Origin of the sequence: Escherichia sp. KTE31, from assembly GCF_000407925.1 — a bacterium.
GTDB lineage: Bacteria > Pseudomonadota > Gammaproteobacteria > Enterobacterales > Enterobacteriaceae > Escherichia > Escherichia ruysiae.
Map to the genome: position 1 here is coordinate 109,871 of NZ_KE136726.1, position 19,999 is coordinate 129,869.

Annotated in this window: 20 protein-coding genes, 2 pseudogenes and 1 CRISPR repeat array; of the genes and pseudogenes, 7 read left to right on the forward strand and 15 right to left on the reverse strand. The window is 50.5% G+C overall.

The genetic code is table 11. The features are described 5' to 3' along the window. Positions 1-38: 38 nt before the first annotated feature. The 10 genes from pcm to cysD all read right to left on the reverse strand — a co-directional run bounded on the left by pcm (position 39) and on the right by cysD (position 7,475). The gene (pcm, locus tag WES_RS04985; RefSeq protein WP_000254704.1) at positions 39-665 is read right to left on the reverse strand and encodes a protein-L-isoaspartate O-methyltransferase; all 627 of its coding nucleotides are present in this window, start codon (positions 663-665) and stop codon (positions 39-41) included. Beyond that, positions 659-1,420: a 5'/3'-nucleotidase SurE gene (gene surE / locus WES_RS04980; protein WP_016159613.1), complete on the reverse strand. Its 762-nt coding sequence runs from the start codon at positions 1,418-1,420 to the stop codon at positions 659-661. The genes pcm and surE overlap by 7 nt, the downstream gene beginning before the upstream one ends. Further along, positions 1,401-2,450, reverse strand: a complete 1,050-nt coding sequence (gene truD / locus WES_RS04975; RefSeq protein WP_000568938.1) for a tRNA pseudouridine(13) synthase TruD — start codon at positions 2,448-2,450, stop codon at positions 1,401-1,403. The genes surE and truD overlap by 20 nt, the downstream gene beginning before the upstream one ends. Further along, positions 2,447-2,926 carry a 2-C-methyl-D-erythritol 2,4-cyclodiphosphate synthase gene (gene ispF, locus WES_RS04970; RefSeq protein ID WP_001219242.1) on the reverse strand — a complete coding sequence of 160 codons (480 nt, stop codon included), beginning with the start codon at positions 2,924-2,926 and terminating at the stop codon, positions 2,447-2,449. The genes truD and ispF overlap by 4 nt, the downstream gene beginning before the upstream one ends. Next, entirely contained in the window at positions 2,926-3,636 is a 711-nt protein-coding gene (gene ispD, locus WES_RS04965) for a 2-C-methyl-D-erythritol 4-phosphate cytidylyltransferase (protein ID WP_000246151.1), read from the reverse strand. Before ispD ends, ispF begins: the two co-directional genes overlap by 1 nt. Before the next feature lie 18 nt (positions 3,637-3,654). Next, positions 3,655-3,966 (reverse strand): cell division protein FtsB, encoded by a 312-nt coding sequence (ftsB, locus tag WES_RS04960; RefSeq protein ID WP_000517479.1) that lies wholly within the window; start codon positions 3,964-3,966, stop codon positions 3,655-3,657. Between the two features lie 193 nt (positions 3,967-4,159). Continuing rightward, positions 4,160-4,483, reverse strand: coding sequence for a DUF3561 family protein (locus WES_RS04955; RefSeq protein ID WP_016159614.1), 324 nt, complete (start codon positions 4,481-4,483; stop codon positions 4,160-4,162). 49 nt (positions 4,484-4,532) lie between these two features. Next, complete coding sequence (cysC, locus tag WES_RS04950) at positions 4,533-5,138, reverse strand: adenylyl-sulfate kinase (RefSeq protein ID WP_016159615.1); 606 nt, start codon at positions 5,136-5,138, stop codon at positions 4,533-4,535. Then, positions 5,138-6,565, reverse strand: coding sequence for a sulfate adenylyltransferase subunit CysN (cysN, locus tag WES_RS04945; protein WP_016159616.1), 1,428 nt, complete (start codon positions 6,563-6,565; stop codon positions 5,138-5,140). The genes cysC and cysN overlap by 1 nt, the downstream gene beginning before the upstream one ends. A gap of 1 nt (position 6,566) precedes the next feature. Beyond that, positions 6,567-7,475, reverse strand: a complete 909-nt coding sequence (gene cysD / locus WES_RS04940) for a sulfate adenylyltransferase subunit CysD (RefSeq protein ID WP_000372392.1) — start codon at positions 7,473-7,475, stop codon at positions 6,567-6,569. A gap of 251 nt (positions 7,476-7,726) precedes the next feature. On the opposite strand from cysD, the gene iap reads away from it, so the two are divergent. Next, complete coding sequence (gene iap, locus WES_RS04935; protein WP_016159617.1) at positions 7,727-8,764, forward strand: alkaline phosphatase isozyme conversion aminopeptidase; 1,038 nt, start codon at positions 7,727-7,729, stop codon at positions 8,762-8,764. 124 nt (positions 8,765-8,888) lie between these two features. Here iap and WES_RS04930 read toward each other — a convergent pair whose 3' ends face one another. From WES_RS04930 to cysJ, 4 genes are all read right to left on the reverse strand, one after another. Further along, positions 8,889-9,041 carry a Hok/Gef family protein gene (locus WES_RS04930; RefSeq protein ID WP_000956460.1) on the reverse strand — a complete coding sequence of 51 codons (153 nt, stop codon included), beginning with the start codon at positions 9,039-9,041 and terminating at the stop codon, positions 8,889-8,891. Positions 9,042-9,305: 264 nt separating this feature from the next. Continuing rightward, positions 9,306-10,040: a phosphoadenosine phosphosulfate reductase gene (cysH, locus tag WES_RS04925; RefSeq protein ID WP_000088608.1), complete on the reverse strand. Its 735-nt coding sequence runs from the start codon at positions 10,038-10,040 to the stop codon at positions 9,306-9,308. A gap of 69 nt (positions 10,041-10,109) precedes the next feature. Next, positions 10,110-11,822: an assimilatory sulfite reductase (NADPH) hemoprotein subunit gene (cysI, locus tag WES_RS04920; protein ID WP_001290644.1), complete on the reverse strand. Its 1,713-nt coding sequence runs from the start codon at positions 11,820-11,822 to the stop codon at positions 10,110-10,112. Further along, positions 11,822-13,621, reverse strand: a complete 1,800-nt coding sequence (gene cysJ, locus WES_RS04915) for an NADPH-dependent assimilatory sulfite reductase flavoprotein subunit (protein ID WP_016159618.1) — start codon at positions 13,619-13,621, stop codon at positions 11,822-11,824. Before cysJ ends, cysI begins: the two co-directional genes overlap by 1 nt. A gap of 315 nt (positions 13,622-13,936) precedes the next feature. Between cysJ and queD the strand changes: the two genes are divergently transcribed. Together queD and WES_RS04905 are read left to right on the forward strand one after the other, a co-directional pair. Further along, positions 13,937-14,302 (forward strand): 6-carboxytetrahydropterin synthase QueD, encoded by a 366-nt coding sequence (gene queD / locus WES_RS04910; RefSeq protein ID WP_016159619.1) that lies wholly within the window; start codon positions 13,937-13,939, stop codon positions 14,300-14,302. Between the two features lie 70 nt (positions 14,303-14,372). After that, positions 14,373-14,657: pseudogene (locus tag WES_RS04905) on the forward strand (sugar kinase); the annotation flags it as partial. Positions 14,658-14,703: 46 nt separating this feature from the next. Next, positions 14,704-15,220: direct repeats of the CRISPR family, unit length 29 nt; unit sequence CGGTTTATCCCCGCTGGCGCGGGGAACTC. Positions 15,221-15,558: 338 nt separating this feature from the next. Here WES_RS04905 and queE read toward each other — a convergent pair. Further along, positions 15,559-16,230 carry a 7-carboxy-7-deazaguanine synthase QueE gene (gene queE / locus WES_RS04900; RefSeq protein WP_001199968.1) on the reverse strand — a complete coding sequence of 224 codons (672 nt, stop codon included), beginning with the start codon at positions 16,228-16,230 and terminating at the stop codon, positions 15,559-15,561. A gap of 173 nt (positions 16,231-16,403) precedes the next feature. On the opposite strand from queE, the gene WES_RS04895 reads away from it, so the two are divergent. From WES_RS04895 to WES_RS04880, 4 genes and pseudogenes are all read left to right on the forward strand, one after another. Continuing rightward, the gene (locus tag WES_RS04895) at positions 16,404-17,006 is read left to right on the forward strand and encodes a LemA family protein (RefSeq protein WP_016159620.1); all 603 of its coding nucleotides are present in this window, start codon (positions 16,404-16,406) and stop codon (positions 17,004-17,006) included. Positions 17,007-17,019: 13 nt separating this feature from the next. Continuing rightward, positions 17,020-17,691: pseudogene (locus tag WES_RS04890) on the forward strand (TPM domain-containing protein); the annotation flags it as partial. Between the two features lie 236 nt (positions 17,692-17,927). Beyond that, complete coding sequence (locus tag WES_RS04885) at positions 17,928-19,076, forward strand: TPM domain-containing protein (RefSeq protein ID WP_016159622.1); 1,149 nt, start codon at positions 17,928-17,930, stop codon at positions 19,074-19,076. After that, on the forward strand, positions 19,073-19,975 hold the full coding sequence (locus WES_RS04880; RefSeq protein ID WP_147598601.1) for a TPM domain-containing protein: 903 nt from the start codon (positions 19,073-19,075) through the stop codon (positions 19,973-19,975). The genes WES_RS04885 and WES_RS04880 overlap by 4 nt, the downstream gene beginning before the upstream one ends. Positions 19,976-19,999: the final 24 nt, after the last annotated feature.

The following is a 19,999-nucleotide window of genomic DNA, read 5'->3' on the forward strand; positions in this document are numbered from 1 at the left end:
CAAAATAACCAGGAAAATTCCAGGTATTCTCTCGCACTTTAAGCCAGCTCCCCCTTCACTAAGGGGACAAAGCGCACGGCCTCTACGGTATCGATAATAAATTCGCCCCCACGGCGACGCACCCGTTTCAAATACTGGTGCTCTTCCCCGACCGGCAAGACGAGAATCCCGCCTTCATCCAGTTGCGTCATTAGCGCAGTAGGAATTTCAGGCGGTGCTGCCGTTACAATGATAGCGTCAAACGGCGCACGTGCTTGCCAACCTTGCCATCCATCGCCGTGACGGGTTGAAACATTATGTAAATCAAGATTTTTCAGGCGACGACGCGCCTGCCACTGCAAGCTTTTAATCCGTTCGACCGAACATACATGCTGGACAAGATGCGCCAGGATTGCCGTTTGATATCCCGAACCGGTGCCGATTTCCAGCACCCGCGACTGCGGCGTCAGTTCAAGTAATTCGGTCATTCGCGCCACCATATACGGCTGCGAAATTGTCTGCCCCTGACCTATCGGCAACGCGATATTGTCCCAGGCCTTTTGTTCAAACGCTTCATCAATGAATTTTTCACGCGGCACGGCGGCGAGTGCATTCAGCACCTGCTCATCCTGAATACCTTGCGCACGTAACTGATCCAGAAGTGCTTGTACGCGTCTGCTTACCATTGCGTGCCAACTCCCACGCTGTTTAACCAGTCTGAAACCACATCTTGCGCGCTATGCGCCGTTAAATCCACATGCAGCGGCGTGATGGAGACATATCCCTCATCTACCGCAGCAAAATCGGTTCCCGGACCAGCATCGCACTTACCGCCCGGTGGGCCAATCCAGTACAGCGTATTGCCGCGTGGATCTTGCTGCGGGATCACCTGATCTGCCGGATGTCGCGTACCGCAGCGCGTCACGCGAATACCTTTGATTTGATCCAGTGGTAAATCTGGAACATTAATATTGAGAATGCGCCCGGTGCGCAGCGGCTCTTTACACAGTGCGCGCAAAATGGAACAGGTTACCGCCGCCGCAGTGTCATAATGTTTATGCCCGTCAAGCGAAACAGCCAGCGCCGGAAAACCTAAATGACGGCCTTCCATCGCAGCGGCTACCGTACCGGAATAGATAACATCATCCCCCAGATTGGGCCCGGCGTTAATGCCCGAAACTACAATATCCGGACGTGGACGCATCAGTGCGTTCACGCCAAGATAGACGCAGTCAGTCGGGGTTCCCATTTGCACAGCGATATCACCATTTTCAAAGGTAAACGTACGCAGGGAGGATTCCAGCGTCAGGGAATTTGAAGCGCCGCTGCGGTTACGATCCGGGGCGACCACCTGAACATCAGCAAACTCACGCAAGGATTTCGCCAGCGTTTGTATACCGGGTGCATGTACCCCGTCATCATTACTCAGCAATATGCGCATAATCACCTGTTGTGTTGATAAGTTCCCTGACAACGCTGGTCGCAAAACTTCCCGCCGGAAGCCAGAAACGGATTTCTACGGTGACGTCATCCCACCAGTTCCAGCTTAATTGTTGCGGATATAACAGCATCGCTCTGCGCGCGGCTTCAACTTTTTCGCGCAGCAGTAAAGCTTGTAATTCAGTTTCTTCGGCCACGGCTGCTTGTTCGAATGCCAGCGCCTCACGTTGGGTTCCCCACTCGCCGCTACCGGGCAAAGCTGCGGTAATCATCAGCTCTTTATCGTTGACGCGACGCTGTAATTCCGCCAGTTCTTCGTTAGTTGCAACAAACCAACTGCCGCGCCCGGCTAATTGTAGCGCATCGCCGTCAACAACTTGATTAACTTCTGCTTTTTTGAGGCGCTCAGCAACAATCTGATTAAACAACGCACTACGTGCTGCCGACAACCAAAAACTGCGTTTATTGCGATCGCGTACCGGAGTATTGGTTTGCGCCCAGCGCAGCGCGCCCTGCAGGTTACTACCGCCAATACCGAAACGCTGCGCGCCAAAGTAGTTCGGTACACCTTTCACGCAAATATCGATCAGTCGCTGTTCAACGTCATCGCGATTGCTCACTTCTCGCAGCACCAGGGTAAAGGCGTTGCCTTTCAGCGCCCCTAAACGCAGTTTACGCTTGTGGCGCGCATACTCCAGCACCTGGCAACCTTCCAGTTGAAAGGCGCTCAGATCGGGCATCTCTTTGCCCGGAACGCGAGCGCATAACCACTGTTCCGTCACTGCATGTTTGTCTTTCTGCCCGGCGAAGCTGACTTCACGCGCATGGATTTTCAGGAATTTCGCCAGCGCGTCAGCCACAAAACGGGTATTGCAGCCGTTTTTAAGAATGCGCACCAGAATATGCTCACCTTCACCATCAGGCTCAAAGCCTAAATCTTCCACCACCACAAAATCTTCCGGGTTGGCTTTCAGCAGCCCGGTGCCTTGCGGTTTACCGTGGAGGTAAGTGAGATTATCAAACTCAATCATTTTGTTGCCTTAATGAGTAGCGCCACCGCTTCACAGGCAATCCCTTCCCCACGGCCGGTAAATCCGAGTTTTTCCGTAGTAGTGGCTTTCACGTTAACATCATCCATATGGCAGCCGAGATCTTCAGCAATAAACACGCGCATTTGTGGAATGTGCGGCAGCATTTTCGGTGCCTGAGCGATGATAGTGACATCGACGTTTCCGAGGGTATACCCCTTCGCCTGAATGCGTCGCCAGGCTTCACGCAGCAGCTCGCGGCTGTCTGCTCCTTTAAATGCCGGATCGGTATCCGGGAACAGCTTGCCGATATCCCCCAGCGCCGCTGCACCAAGCAATGCATCGGTAAGCGCATGTAACGCCACGTCGCCATCAGAATGCGCCAACAGCCCTTTTTCGTAAGGAATGCGCACGCCACCAATGATAATTGGGCCTTCGCCGCCAAAGGCGTGTACGTCAAAACCGTGTCCAATTCGCATTATGTATTCTCCTGATGGATGGTTCGGGTGAGGTAAAATTCGGCAAGCGCCAAATCTTCCGGGCGCGTGACTTTAATGTTATCTGCACGGCCTTCGACCAGCTGTGGATGAAAACCGCAGTATTCCAGCGCCGAGGCTTCATCGGTAATGGTAGCGCCTTCATTTAAAGCACGCGTCAGGCAGTCATGTAACAGCTCACGAGGAAAAAATTGCGGCGTCAGCGCGTGCCATAAACCGTTGCGATCAACGGTATGAGCAATCGCATTTTTGCCCGGTTCGGCGCGTTTCATGGTATCGCGTACCGGCGCAGCGAGAATGCCCCCCGTGCGGCTGGTTTCGCTCAGAGTTAACAGACGCGCAAGATCATCCTGATGCAGACAAGGGCGAGCGGCGTCATGCACCAACACCCACTGCGCGTCACCTGCGGCTTTCAGACCCGCCAGCACGGAATTAGCACGCTCTTCACCACCGTCAACAACGGTGATTTGCGGATGATTTGCCAGAGGAAGTTGTGCAAAACGACTATCGCCAGGGCTTATAGCAATGACGACACGCGACACCCGGGGATGCGCCAGCAGCGCATGTACCGAGTGTTCAAGAATGGTTTGATTACCGATTGAGAGATATTGCTTAGGACATTCCGTTTGCATTCGGCGGCCAAATCCGGCCGCCGGAACCACGGCGCAAACATCCAAATGAGTGGTTGCCATGTTAATTCCTGGGCTGATTTATCGATTGTTTTGCCCCGCAGACTGTGCGCGTTTCGACGCGTCAGGCACCAGACGATAAAAAGTTTCGCCCGGCCTGGTCATGCTGAGTTCATTACGCGCTCGCTCTTCGAGCGCCTCCTGACCGCCATTGAGATCGTCAATTTCGGCAAAAAGCTGATCGTTTCGCGCTTTAAGTTTTGCGTTTGTAGCTTGCTGTGCCGCCACATCATTATTGACGCGGGTATAGTCATGTATACCGTTCTTACCGAACCACAGCGAATACTGTAGCCAGACCAGAATAGCCAGCAACAGCAGCGTTAGTTTACCCATCCTGCCCCCTGAAAAACGGCATCTTCATCCCATGCATCCGAAGACGACTCTACATCCTCTGTTGGGGATACCGCGACAACGCGGGCAAATGTACCACATTTGTCCATTGTTACGTATACCCAGGGCGTGCAGAACATAATCTCATTATTGGTTACGGTTTGAATTATGAACAGAGTAGACGGGAAAGAACAAATTAGCCCAGCAACCACATAAACAGCGCACCAAACATAATGACGACAGTCACCAGGGTGAAAACAATACTGTAGCGTAGCTTTCCGTCCATCAATGAATGCAGCGCAATACCCACCACCACCGCGACGGGCATCAGCGCCAGAAAGAAAGGCCAGGTATAGATAAAGAAGAACAGCGTGTTAGAGCCATAAATCAACATCGGTATCGCCAGCGCACACAGCCAGGAGACAAAACCGACCACAGCACCTGGCAGCGACCATGTGGTTTCTTCATCCTCAGTAAGGCTTTCACTATTTGTTAGTGTAATGTTATGGCTATTACGCATATCTGATCCTGTTACTTTGACGAACCGGGCATGGAAACCCGGTGGTGTCTCAGGATCTGATAATATCGTTCTGTCTCAGTAGATCTAATAATTGCTGAACCAAATTTGTTACTAATTGTTCACCATTGAGATGAATTTCTGCCGATTCAGGCGCTTCGTAAACGGAGTCTATTCCGGTAAAGTTACGCAGTTCACCAGCGCGCGCTTTTTTATACAAGCCTTTTGGATCGCGAGCTTCGCAAATCGCCAGCGGAGTATCGACAAACACTTCGATAAATCGACCTGCTCCTACACGTTCACGAACCATCTGGCGTTCGGCGCGGTGTGGGGAAATAAACGCAGTCAGCACCACCAGTCCGGCTTCAACCATCAAATTCGCCACTTCACCAACCCGGCGGATATTTTCTTTACGATCGGCATCGCTAAAACCGAGATCGCTGCATAAACCGTGGCGAACGTTGTCGCCGTCCAGCAAATACGTACTGACACCAAGTTTATGTAACGCCTCCTCCAGCGCCCCCGCAACCGTTGATTTACCGGAACCAGAGAGACCGGTGAACCACAGCACAACACCACGATGACCGTGGTGTTGCTCGCGTTGTTGCACAGTTACTGGATGGCTATGCCAGACGACATTTTCGTCATGCAGCGCCATCATTTACCTCCCAGTAAATCGCGCGCACCCCAGTGTGGGAAGTGGCGGCGTACTAACGCATTCAGTTCCAGCTCGAACGTGCTAAATTCCGACGGTGCAACGGTGGCCTCGTTTTTCGTCTCATGCACCATACCAGCACCCACGGTCACGTTGCTCAGGCGATCGATAAAAATCAGCCCACCAGTAACCGGGTTTTGCTGATAACGATCTAACACCAGCGGCTCATCAAAGGTGAGATCCACCAGGCCGATGCCGTTCAGCGGCAGGTTTTCAACTTCATGTTGATTAAGGTTATTAATATCAACCTGATAGCGAATGCCATCAACACGAGCGCGCGTCTTCTTACCGGCAATTTTGATGTCGTAACTCTGGCCCGGGGAAAGCGGCTGTTCCGCCATCCATACCACATCCACCGACGCGCTCTGCACAGCCGGTAACGCTTCATCTGCCGCCAGCAGCAGATCGCCACGGCTGATGTCGATCTCATCCGTCAGCACCAGAGTGATCGCTTCTCCGGCAAAGGCATCTTCGCGATCGCCATCAAAAGTAACGATCCGCGCAATGTTTGACTCCACGCCAGAGGGGAGCACTTTGACACGTTGCCCGACTTTCACGCTGCCAGAGGCCAGCGTTCCGGCGTAACCACGAAAATCAAGATTCGGGCGGTTAACATACTGCACCGGGAAGCGCATTGGCTGGGCATCCACCACTCGTTGGATCTCTACAGTTTCCAGCATTTCGAGCAGTGTCGGACCGCTGTACCACGGCATCCTTTCACTTTGCGAAGCCACATTATCGCCTTCCAGCGCGGAGAGTGGCACAAAGCGGATATCCAGATTGCCCGGTAATTGTTCCGCGAAAGTCAGGTAGTCTTCACGAATGCGGGTGAACGTCTCTTCGCTGTAATCCACCAGATCCATTTTGTTGATCGCCACGACCAGATGTTTGATCCCCAACAGCGTGGAGATAAAACTGTGCCGGCGGGTTTGATCGAGTACGCCTTTACGGGCGTCGATCAGCAAGATCGCCAGCTCACATGTTGACGCGCCGGTCGCCATATTGCGGGTGTACTGTTCGTGCCCAGGAGTGTCGGCGATAATAAATTTACGCTTCTCGGTGGAGAAATAGCGGTAAGCCACGTCAATGGTGATGCCCTGCTCGCGCTCAGCTTGCAGACCATCCACCAGCAATGCCAGATCCAGTTTTTCGCCCTGGGTGCCGTGACGCTTACTGTCGTTATGCAGTGATGAGAGCTGATCTTCATAGATTTGGCGGGTATCGTGCAGCAGGCGACCAATCAGGGTACTTTTGCCATCATCGACGCTGCCGCAGGTCAGAAAACGCAGCAGGCTTTTATGTTGTTGCGCGATCATCCAGGCTTCGACGCCACCTTCATTGGCGATTTGTTGTGCAAGTGCGGTGTTCATCTTAAAAATACCCCTGACGTTTTTTCAGCTCCATAGACCCTGCCTGGTCGCGGTCAATCACGCGGCCCTGACGTTCACTGGTGGTGGAAACCAGCATCTCTTCGATGATCTCCGGCAGTGTTTGCGCATTTGACTCCACCGCGCCGGTCAGCGGCCAGCAGCCCAGCGTGCGGAAACGCACCATCCGTTTTTTAATCACTTCGCCGGGTTGCAGGTCGATACGGTTGTCATCAATCATCATCAACATACCGTCGCGTTCCAGAACCGGACGTTCAGCGGCGAGATACAGCGGAACAATGTCGATATTTTCCAGCCAGATGTACTGCCAGATATCCTGTTCGGTCCAGTTGGAAAGCGGGAAGACGCGGATACTTTCGCCTTTGTTAATCTGCCCGTTGTAGTTGTGCCACAGCTCCGGGCGCTGATTTTTTGGATCCCAACGATGAAAGCGGTCACGGAAAGAGTAGATACGCTCTTTAGCGCGGGATTTTTCTTCGTCACGGCGTGCACCACCGAAGGCGGCATCAAAACCGTATTTGTTCAGTGCCTGCTTCAGACCTTCAGTTTTCATGATGTCGGTATGTTTGGCGCTGCCGTGCACGAATGGATTAATCCCCATTGCCACGCCTTCCGGATTTTTATGCACCAGCAGCTCGCAGCCATAGGCTTTTGCCGTGCGATCGCGGAACTCATACATCTCGCGGAATTTCCAGCCAGTATCAACATGCAGCAATGGGAAAGGCAGCGTACCTGGATAAAACGCCTTGCGCGCCAGATGCAGCATGACGCTGGAATCTTTACCGATAGAGTAGAGCATCACCGGATTTGAGAATTCTGCAGCCACCTCGCGAATAATGTGGATGCTTTCCGCCTCCAGTTGCCGCAGGTGAGTAAGTCGTTTTTGATCCATAACCGTTCCTTTGCAATACCGCTATTTTCTTGCCATCAGATGTTTCGACTATAGGGAGCGTAAGAGAACGAATGAAATTACCAATTAGAATGAGTAGTTCCTTAACGGAATAACGATTTGGCAAAGCTAATATCAAAAAGTGCTTAAGGCTCCGGATTTCGGGCATTTAGGAAGATTTGAAATTGTTTTAGCGCAGCGGCAGTTTCATACTATGGCGGTAAAAAAATTTGCATGGTATTTAAGGACTCACTATGTTTTCCGCATTGCGCCACCGTACCGCTGCCCTGGCGCTCGGCGTATGCTTTATTCTCCCCGTACACGCCTCGTCACCTAAACCTGGTGATTTTGCCAATACAAAGGCGCGACATATTGCCACTTTCTTTCCGGGACGCATGACCGGAACACCCGCAGAAATGTTATCTGCCGATTATATTCGCCAACAGTTTCAGCAAATGGGTTATCGCAGTGATATTCGGACATTTAATAGCCGATATATTTATACCGCCCGCGATAATCGCAAGAACTGGCATAACGTGACGGGAAGTACGGTGATTGCCGCCCATGAAGGCAAAGCGCCGCAGCAGATCATTATTATGGCGCATCTGGATACCTACGCCCCGCAGAGCGATGCTGACGCCGATGCCAATCTCGGCGGGCTGACGTTACAAGGAATGGATGATAACGCCGCAGGTTTAGGTGTCATGCTGGAATTGGCAGAACGCCTGAAAAATACGCCTACCGAGTATGGTATTCGATTTGTGGCGACCAGCGGCGAAGAGGAAGGGAAATTAGGCGCTGAGAATTTACTCAAGCGGATGAGTGACACCGAAAAGAAAAATACGCTGCTGGTGATTAATCTCGATAACTTAATTGTTGGCGATAAATTGTATTTCAACAGTGGCGTAAAAACCCCTGAAGCAGTAAGGAAATTAACGCGAGACAGGGCACTGGCAATTGCCCGCAGTCATGGAATTGCCGCCACGACCAATCCGGGTCTAAATAAAAATTATCCGAAAGGCACCGGATGTTGTAATGACGCCGAAGTTTTCGACAAAGCCGGTATTGCCGTACTTTCGGTGGAAGCGACAAACTGGAATCTGGGAAATAAAGACGGTTATCAGCAACGCGCAAAAACAGCCGCATTCCCTGAGGGAACCAGCTGGCATGATGTAAGACTGGATAATCAACAGCATATTGATAAGGCACTTCCTGGAAGAATAGAACGCCGCTGCCGTGATGTAATGCGGATAATGCTACCGCTGGTGAAGGAGCTGGCGAAGGCGTCTTGAGGAGTTTTAACTGATTATTCCTGTGCCTGCAGGAAATCAATGCCACCTGAAACAGAGTAAAAAAAGGGTGCAGGAGACCAAACCATCACAATTCAATACGCGGGGTTTTACCCCCGCGTGGTGGCTACTTCTTCGATTCGTAAGCGAGAACTGCCTTAAACTCCATACCACGTTCTCTGATACTCAACTCACACAACGAGTCGCCTACCATCAGCGTGAATCCCAGTACTGTAAAACACAGCACTATGATTGCCACAAGGGCATATTTTGTCAGCATGTCTTGCCTCCCTGCAAAGAAGAGACTAACATCCGAATTGCTACGTTCGAACGCTGGCCTCAGGTTGATAGAAATATCGCCTGGGGCTTTTGTCCATCTGGAACCTCGCGAATGCTTAACGCCAGACAGCCTCAAGCACCCGACACCATTCTATACCTGTTGATTCTCCCTGCGACGTTCACGTTTAAATGCCGGAATGCTGCTCGCAAAATAAAAACGCCCCCATCATTTCTGACAGAGGCGTTTAATTTATCCGGATAACATTTACCCTTCGTGTAATCCACATTCCCTTTTTAAGCCAAAGAAACGCGTTTCTTCTTCCGCCATTCCGGGTTCCCATTTACGGGTTGTATGAGTATCACCGACCGATAAATATCCTTCATCCCATAATGGGTGATATTTCAGGCCATGTTTTTGCAGATACTGATAAATAGTTCGGTTATCCCAGTCTATAATCGGCAGCACTTTAAATACGCCACGCTGGATAGCCAGCACCGGTAAATTGGCGCGGCTGCCAGATTGTTCACGGCGTAATCCTGCAAACCAGGTTTGCGCATTCAGCTCTTTCAGCGCCCGGTTCATCGGTTCGACTTTGTTGATCTCATTGTATTTTTCAATGCCATCAACACCCTGCTCCCACAGTTTGCCGTAGCGTGCTTCCTGCCAGGCGGCGCTTTCTTTTGCCCTGTAGACCTTCAGGTTCAGTTTGAGTTTGTCCGTTAACTCATCAATAAAGCGGTAGGTTTCCGGGAACAGATAACCAGTATCGGTGAGGATCACCGGAATATCCGGGCGAATCTGGTTCACCAGATGCAGGCTCACCGCTGCTTGAATACCGAAACTGGAAGAGAGCACATATTCACCGGGCAGATTTTCCAGCGCCCAGGCAACGCGGCCTTCAGCGTCCAGTTTTTCCAGTTGGGCGTTAGTTTCCGCCAGCGCCAGAATACGCTCTACCTTCGGCAGGTCATTCAGGGCGTTTAGATCGAGTCTGGACATAATTACCTCTGCACTTTTCCCCTCACCCTAACCCTCTCCCAAAAGGAGAGGGAATAGTCAGGAGATGCGTTAATCCCACAAATCACGCGCCGGATCGAGCACCGGGCGAATGATGCCCGCACGCACCGTAAAGTCGCCGAAGCCTTCACCCGCTTCGCGCTCTTTCGCCCAGCGCCCTATCAGTTCATCAAGCGACGCCAGGATTTCCGGCTCGGTGATGTTTTCTTTATACATCCGGGGGATACGTGTCCCAATGCGGTTGCCGCCAAGATGCAGGTTGTAGCGACCCGGCGCTTTACCCACCAGGCCCACTTCCGCCAGCATCGCGCGACCACAACCGTTCGGGCAGCCTGTTACACGCATCACGATATGCTCATCGCTGACACCATGTTTCGCCATTAAATTATCGATGTTGTCGATAAAAGACGGCAGGAAACGCTCCGCTTCCGCCATCGCCAGCGGGCAAGTCGGGAATGACACGCAGGCCATTGAGTTTTCACGCTGCGGCGTGACGGCATTCATCAACCCGCTCTCTTTGGCGATCTTCTCGATCTTCGCTTTCTCACTTTCCGGTACACCGGCGATGATCAGATTCTGGTTCGCCGTAATGCGGAAATCGCCTTTGTGGATCTTCGCGATCTCCAGCAGCCCCGTTTTCAGCGGACGCCCCGGATAATCGAGAATACGACCATTTTCGATAAACAGCGTCAGGTGCCATTTGTCGTCAATACCTTTAATCCAGCCGATGCGATCGCCGCGTCCGGTGAACTCATACGGGCGGATCGGTTCAAACTTGATCCCCGCACGACGTTCCACTTCCGCTTTAAACGTCTCGACCCCCACGCGCTCCAGCGTGTATTTGGTTTTGGCATTTTTACGATCGGTTCGATTACCCCAGTCACGCTGAGTCGTCACGACGGCTTCCGCCACCGCCAGCGTATGCTCCAGCGGCAGATAGCCAAACTCGCTCGCGGTGCGGGCGTAGGTTTTTTTGTTACCGTGTTCGATAGACAGCCCACCGCCCACCAGCAAATTGAAGCCTACGAGCTTGCCGTTCTCCGCTATTGCCACAAAGTTCATGTCATTGGCGTGCAGATCGATGTCGTTCTGCGGCGGGATCACTACCGTCGTTTTAAACTTACGCGGTAAATAGGTCTGACCGAGGATCGGTTCTTCATCAGTGGTGGCGACTTTCTCCTGATCGAGCCAAATCTCCGCATATGCACGAGTACGTGGCAGCAGGTGCTCAGAAATTTTCTTCGCCCATTCATACGCTTCCGCGTGCAGCTGCGATTCAAACGGGTTCGAGGTGCAAAGCACGTTACGGTTCATGTCGTTGGCGGTTGCCAGCGCATCAAGCCCGACCGAGTGCAGCATCTGGTGTGCCGGCTTGACGTTCTTTTTCAGAATGCCGTGAAACTGGAACGTCTGGCGGTTGGTCAGACGAATACTGCCGTAAATCGTGTTGTCTTCAGCAAATTTATCAATCGCCTGCCATTGTCTGGTGGTGATCACCCCACCAGGCAGACGGCAACGCAGCATCATCGCGTGACGCGGTTCCAGCTTCTGCTCGGCACGCTCAGCGCGGATATCGCGGTCATCCTGCTGATACATACCGTGGAAACGGATCAGCAGAAAGTTGTCGCCTTTAAAGCCGCCGGTCAGGCCGTCGTTTAAATCTTCAGCAATCGTGCCGCGCAGGTAGTTGCTCTCAAGCTTCATGCGCTCCGCGTCTGCCAGTTTACCTTCGACCACTAAAGGCCCTGGATGTTTTTCGCTCATTAGTAGACATCTCGCTGATAACGGCGCTCAACGCGCAGCTCACTTAAAAATTCATCCGCCGCTTCGGTGTCCATGCCACCAAATTCGGCAATCACTTCCAGAAGTGCCTGTTCAACGTCTTTCGCCATGCGATTGGCGTCGCCGCAGACATAAATGTGGGCACCGTCATTGATCCAGCGCCACAGCTCTGCACCCTGTTCGCGCAGTTTGTCTTGTACGTAAATTTTTTCTTTTTGATCGCGCGACCAGGCGAGATCAATACGCGTTAGCACGCCTTCTTTGACGTAACGCTGCCATTCCACCTGATAGAGGAAATCTTCCGTAAAATGCGGATTACCAAAGAACAGCCAGTTTTTACCCGGCGCTTCGTCGGCGGCACGCTGCTGCATAAAGGCGCGGAACGGCGCGATGCCCGTACCGGGGCCAATCATAATCACCGGAGTTTCGGGGTTAGCAGGCAAACGGAAGTTGTCGTTATGTTCGATAAACACCCGAACTTCGCCCTCTTCTTCCACGCGATCGGCGAGGAAGCTGGAGGCACCACCCGCACGGGCGCGGCCTTCCACGTCATAACGCACAACGCCGACGGTGACGTGCACTTCGCTCTCGACTTCCGCCTGCGATGAGGCGATGGAATACAGGCGCGGCGTCAGTGGGCGCAAAATACCGATGAATGCATCAGCGTCCAGTTGTGCCGGAGAGAAACGCAACATATCGACAATTGGCGTGGTTGCCGCGTAATGCTGCAACTTCGCTTTATCGCCCACCAGCGGCAGCAGCGTTTCACTGCGCGTTAAAGTGGCGTAGTTCTCAACAATATTCGCGGTGTTGACGGTCAGTTCGCAGTGCCACTGTAAGGCTTCTGCCAGCGGTAGCGTTTTGCCGTCAACGGTGACGGGTTCATCGCCTTTCAACCACAGCAGTTCAACAATCTCTTTTACCAGTGCTGGATCGTTCTGATACCAGACGCCCAGCGCGTCGCCCGGCTGATAGCGCAGGCCTGAATCACCTAAATCGATTTCGATATGGCGAACGTCTTTTTCAGAATTGCGTCCGGTAATTTTCTGGTTAACCGAAAGGCTCGCCACCAGCGGCGCCTCTTTGCTATACGGGCTGGTGTGAATTTCATTTACCGCGCCAGTAGCGACGGATTGCGAAGGTGCCGCAACAGGTGCGCGGGACTTCAGAACATCAACCACGCGGGCGCGCCATTCGCTGGCGGCTGCCTGATATTCAACGTCAGCATCAACACGGTCGAGCAGGCGTTCACCGCCCAGTTCCGCCAGCTTGCTGTCAAAATCTTTACCGGACTGGCAGAAAAACTCATAAGAGGTGTCACCAAGGCTAAACACGGCAAAAGCGGTATTTTCCAGCTTCGGCGCTTTTTTGGAGAACAGGAACTTATGCAGCGCGACGGCTTCTTCCGGCGGTTCCCCTTCCCCTTGTGTTGAAGTCACCACGATAAGCAGTTTTTCACTGGCGATTTGTTTGAATTTATAGTCGCCTGCGTTCACCAGCTTAACGTTCAGTTTTGCCGTTAATAAGTCGTCACGTAACGCTTCAGCTACCCGGCGAGCATTACCCGTTTGCGAAGCGGAGATGATGGTGATACCCGGCATTTCTGCGCCAGGCGCAGGTGTAGCTGCAAGTGTACCTGGCTGCTGGTTAAGTATTCCCCAGAAATAGCCGGATACCCACGCAAGCTGGGTAGGAGTCAAATCAGTAGTGGCTGCCTGGAGGCGAGCCAGTTGCTCCGGGTTCAGCGGAAGCAAAGCGGAAGGTGGGGCCTGTGTCGTCATTCGTCGTTATGTTCCAGTAAGCAAAGCTGTTTCTGCGCCCTGTCTGCGCCCATAAAACAAAAGAGAAGGTAAGGTTAACGGGGCGAACGGTGTGGATTAAAGACGGGATAGCGATAACTAATAACCAAATCGACTAACCTGTTTTAGCAATAGTCTTTAACAACAAAATAGATTTATTAACCCAATGAAAAATAAATAAATATTGAACATCATTAAGATAATTAGGCTATTTTGCGCAACAAACCCATTTTAGATAATGCGAAAAAACAGGCTTTCCGGTACTCTACGCCCGTTTTGTCGTCCTGTAGAGAAATTATGATGTCCACCACGTTATTTAAAGATTTCACCTTCGAAGCCGCTCACCGCTTACCACACGTCCCACAAGGGCATAAATGTGGTCGCCTTCACGGGCACTCTTTTATGGTGCGCCTGGAAATTACCGGGGAAGTCGATCCGCATACGGGCTGGATTATCGATTTCGCTGAACTGAAAGCGGCATTTAAACCAACCTATGATCGCCTCGATCACTATTATCTCAATGATATTCCAGGTCTGGAAAACCCGACCAGCGAAGTTTTAGCAAAATGGATTTGGGATCAGGTTAAACCTGTTGTTCCGCTGTTAAGTGCGGTTATGGTGAAAGAAACCTGCACCGCAGGTTGCATCTATCGCGGCGAATGATAAGAGTGTGTCGGCGGTTAATTTCCCTTAAGTAACGCTATGTTAGGGTGTTGCGCTCTGGATATGTGGGGCACGGCGTAACGCCATTAACGGCTGTGCAAGTTTGGGGGCGGCGATTAATACAGCGGTAGGTCTGGGTCTGTATCCGGATTACGCAACGGCGATCGACAAAATGGTTCGCGTGAAAGATATCTTTATGCCTGTTGAGTGCAATGCCAAACGCTACGACGCGATGAATAAAGGTATTTTCAAAGACCTAACCAAACACACCGATGTGATTTTGAAAAAATCGTATGAAGTGATGCATGGTGAGCTGGGGAGTGCGGATTCGATCCAGAGCTGGTCGAATGCGTAAGTAAGGAAGACCGGGCGGGAAACTGCCCGGGCTGAACCCTACTGAAAGGTTTATCCCCGCTGACGCGGGGAACTCACGCATCAACCCAGACCTCTCGCGTTCACCTACGGTTTATCCCCGCTGGCGCGGGGAACTCATCCGCTAACAACGATCGTTTTGGCACCTTTGCGGTTTATCCCCGCTGGCGCGGGGAACTCAGCTTGAACTCAATATCATCGTTCGGCAGACCCGGTTTATCCCCGCTGGCGCGGGGAACTCAATGGTTTCGATAATGTCCCCACCGAGATGAACGGTTTATCCCCGCTGGCGCGGGGAACTCGCCGGTGTTATTGCCTGCAACAACGTGGTTATTGGTTTATCCCCGCTGGCGCGGGGAACTCACATCCGGCAGCGAGAACGAGGCCGTCTGGTCCGGTTTATCCCCGCTGGCGCGGGGAACTCTGAATCCACTCGAATTTGCTGATACCCACCGACGGTTTATCCCCGCTGGCGCGGGGAACTCAGTATTAAATCCAGGCTATACGAAAACCTCGCCGGTTTATCCCCGCTGGCGCGGGGAACTCTCTAAACATAACCTATTATTAATTAATCATTTTTTAAGCCAGTCACAATCTACCAACTTTACAGGATCACACAAACAACACATCTACTATGTTAAAGAACACTTAATCCATTGGCTGAAAAGGTAAATATTTAAAATAAATCTATAAAAACTAAAATCTACCAAACTTCACCGCAATAATTTTCACCCCAGCGAAAAATTAACGCCACAGCATTTGTAGAGAATGGCAATGATTAGTCCAGGATGGGCAAAATGGAGGAGTTTCAGAGGCGACAAAGAATATAAATGAGTGGAGTTATTTACAGGTTCCACTCATTTTCAACGCTTATAAATGTTTAATCAGGCAATATTCAAATATTTATGCGTTTGCATCGACAAACGCCAGTTCCGCGCAATGCAGGTTTCAATACACAAACGCGTGGCATCATCCTTCTGGCTAATCGGCTGAAGGGCAATTACTCGCGGTTTATCATCGGTCAGCGTCGCCAACAATTCATCCAGGGCTTCAATATCCCGTACGCGTCCAACAGGATGTTTAATTTCATTGGCTCGTTCCAGTGCCTGAGACAACACTTCATAGCCGCCACGCATATTTATTTTTGGCGACACGGTAACCCAGGTATTCGGTGTGCAACGCACTTCATGAGTGCCGCTGGTTTCGATCTGGCAGCTAAAACCATTCTTTTCGAGCAGGTCGGTCAATGGCAGCAAATCATGAATACAAGGCTCACCACCAGTAATCACCACGTGACGCGCGGTGTATCCCTGACGACCGATGACTGCGAGTAAGTCTTCACTGCTCGCTGCCCCCCACTTATCACTCTCTTTGGTTTTCGCCAAAATGCTGAAAAGAGAAACTTCCCGATCCTCAAGTTTTTCCCACGTGTGTTTGGTATCACACCAGGCACAGCCGACCGGGCATCCCTGTAAACGAATAAAAATGGCGGGGACGCCGGTAAAGTAACCCTCACCTTGCAGGGTCTGGAACATCTCGTTAATCGGGTACTGCATAGCATTCTCTGTAAAGTGGATAATTGTTAATTATTGCAGATCCTACCGCAATATTCATGCTTTATTAACATTCTGTTACATGCGGGTTTAAGATAAAAAGGTGAATCAGATCATTAAGGAAATAATGAAACGACGTATTATGTCCTGAGGAATTAAACTAAAGGGATTTAAACATGTTCAGAACATTCATCGTAATTATATTTATTTTCAATTTATCAGGTTGTGGATATAACGATATTCAAACTTATGACGAGCAGGTTAATTCATCCTGGTCAGAAGTTCTGAATCAGTATCAACGTCGCGCCGACCTTATTCCTAATCTCGTCGCCAGTATTAAAGGTTATTCCAGCCATGAAAAAGAAGTGTTGGAAGCCGTAACATTGGCGCGTAGCCAGGCTAATCGCGCCAGCAGCGATCTTCAGCAAGCTCCGGGAGATGCGCAAAAATTACAAACCTGGCAGCAAGCTCAGTCGCAGCTGACACGTACACTCGGTCAGCTAACGATTATTAGTGAGCGTTATCCTGAATTAAAGGCTCAGGAACTCTATCAAAATTTGATGGTACAACTTGAAGGAAGTGAAAACCGAATTGCCGTTGCGCGAGGAAGATATATTAAAGCCATTGAACAATATAATGTTACCATCCGCAAATTTCCCGCTGTATTAACCGCAAAGGTAATGGATTACACACCGAAGAAAAATTATTTGCCAGATGATGTCGCCGCAGTAAGTAAAGCCCCAACAATAGATTTTAGCCAGAATACTAATGCTCATTAAGCGGAGAAGCCCTATGCGAAATTTTATCTTTCTTATGGCTTTCTTCTGTTCATCTGCGTTTGCCACGCAAATTCCAGTACCTGAAATACCCAAGTATGTAAATGATTTAACTGACACATTGACGAACAACGAAGTAAACACCCTGACCAACCAGATTAAAGCCCTGACGCAAAAAAATCAGGCGCAGCTGGTCGTGTTAGTGGTTGAAACAACAGGCAATGAAACCATCGAACAGTACGCAACGCGGGTATTCGATAGCTGGAAGCCAGGTGATAAAGACCGCGATGATGGCATTCTGCTGTTAGTCGCCTGGCAGGATCATACCGTGCGTATTGAAATCGGTTACGGGCTGGAAGGCGTTATTACGGATGCACAGTCCGGACAAATTATTCGCAACAGTATTATTCCAGCATTTAAAAATGGCGACCTGGCTGGCGGTTTGCAAGAGGGAATCAGCGATATTGAAAGTCGTCTGACAGAGGATAATTTAGCAACGATAACACCGACCGATCACCCTTTACCCTTTAGCGGTTGGTGGGCTTTGTTGGCCTGGGCGATAGTACTGACCTTTATTTCCGCCAGAGGATATATCAAAACGCTGGGATTGATTTGCTTCGCAGCTGTTGTACTAGCCTTTGTTTTACCTATTGCCGGTTTCAGCGGAAGCTGGGGAGTGCTCGCAACATTACTCTGCTTCGCCACACCATTTCTGGCTGTCGCCATCGCCTTTACCCCTTTCGGCAGAAAAGTGCGTGATTCAATGCGTAATGCCAACCAGCCATCACGTCATACCAGAAGCAATTCTAACTACAGAGATTCGTCGTCATCATCCTCTTCTTTCGACAATGACAATTTCAGCGGTGGCGGCGGTTCATCTGGTGGCGGTGGCGCTTCCGGGCGCTGGTAACGAAAGGAATTGCTATGCGTATTTTTATCCTGATTCTGGCGCTATTCGTTTTTCCTGTATTCGCTGAACAAGTGCCATATGTAACGGACTTGACCAGGACGTTAACGCCAGAAGAACAAACATCTTTAACTCAACAATTACAGACTCTCGAGCAGCAAAACCACTTCCAGGTGGCAGTGTTGGTTGTGCCGACCACAGGGGGCAAAAACATTAAACTTGCAGCCTCGCAGAGCTACGGGGTATATCACTGGAAACCCGTTGGAGAGAAGCGGTACGGCGAAGGTATCTTAATTCTCGTCGTTTGGCCGGAAGGGCGGGCGTCAATGAAGATTGGACATGGACTGGAAGAAATGTTGCCACCAGAACAAGCTTCGCAAATTGTTCGTTACCGTATGCAATCAGAGTTTGAAAAAAACAATCTCTTCGCCGGGTTAACGCAGGGAGTTGAAGGCATAGCTCTGTTTACCCATACCAAAGCGAACCTTAGTCCACTGGATGCTTTAGCCAATCATCTGTTTGCTAATCCGCAACGCTCACTGCCATGTCTTGCCTGGACATTGCTGATGATCGCCATTATTGCCGCCGTCTGGCGCTTCATCGATAATCCCGGACCTGTAATATGGCTTATTTCACTGGCAACCCCCGTCGTTTGGTTTTGCTTCTTTCGTGATGATGTCATCATTCGGCGAATATCTTTCGTATGCATAAGTTTATTGTTTACTGCCAAATGCTGGCGGCGCCTGATGGTGTTTTTTCATATGAACCGCGCATTCTCCATGATACTGGCACCAAAGAATAAAAACACCAAAGCAATAAAACAAAATACGCCTCTGCAACATCCTAAGTCAGGACGAAATTCATTGTTTGTCGTGCTGCTGATAATTGTTGTGGGATGGTGCCTGGTTTTCGCCAGTAATAAAGATATGGCATTGATATCAACAATTATCTGGCTGACTGATTATTTTATCGGGCCAATAACCATTGCTGGCATCGTTCTGCTGATCATTGTGGCTATATTTACCGGCAATCTTAAACTGGGTTCCAGTGCAAAAAATAACAAAAAAACGGAGAGTCGTGCTGCTCATTCTCGCTCTTCGTCGAGAAATTCTTTTCGTGGCGGGGGCGGATCTTCAGGAGGCGGCGATTCATTCGGACGCAGGTGATCAATATGCGCTTAATCTTTTTTCTACTCATATTGTGGTGCGTTCCTGTGTTTGCCCAGCAAATTGCTGTACCGGAACTACACCAACAGGTGACCGATCTTACTGATACATTAAGTTCACCTGAGCAACAATCTCTGACACTGCAGTTACAGAAGATTGCACAGAATACGCGGGCGCAGGTTGCTATATTAGTGGTGCCATCCACTGGGGAAGATTCCATTGAACAATATGCAACACGCGTTTTTGATAGCTGGAAATTGGGCGATGCCCAGCGTAACGATGGTATTTTACTCCTGGTCGCCTGGGAAGATCATACCGTCCGTATTGAAGTTGGCTATGGACTGGAGGGCGTTGTTACCGACCTGCAAGCGGCAAAGATTATCAGTGATATATTGATCCCCGCGTTCAAAAACGATGATCTTATGGGAGGGTTAACACTGGCCAGCGAAAATATCGGCGCGCTTCTGTTGAATGGTGAATTGCCAGAAGGCAGCGGAAATCATTACAGTATCAAAACTCCAATTCCATTATCGATTGCTGTCATTATTTTACTGGCTGTACTTTCGTATTTTATTATTTTTACCGATCCATCAAATCTACCGTGGATTGCCCTCACTGCCGCAATTTACGGGATGGTATTCCTCTATGTTGCCGAGCCAGGACCATGGACGAATTTAATCGTTGCCTGCGGTATGTTAACGCCTTTTGCGATCGTACCGCTGCTTATCTTCTGGCTTCTGGTGAATAAAAAGTTACGCGCCAAATACAAGAAGCTCGGTAAAGAAAGAGCTTCAAGAAAAGGTTCTTCTTCATCCTCTTCCGGTGGAGGTTCAAGTGGCGGCGGATTTAGCGGAGGTGGCGGTTCTTCTGGCGGTGGCGGCGCGTCCGGCCGCTGGTAACTCAACAATAAAAAATGCCAGCCC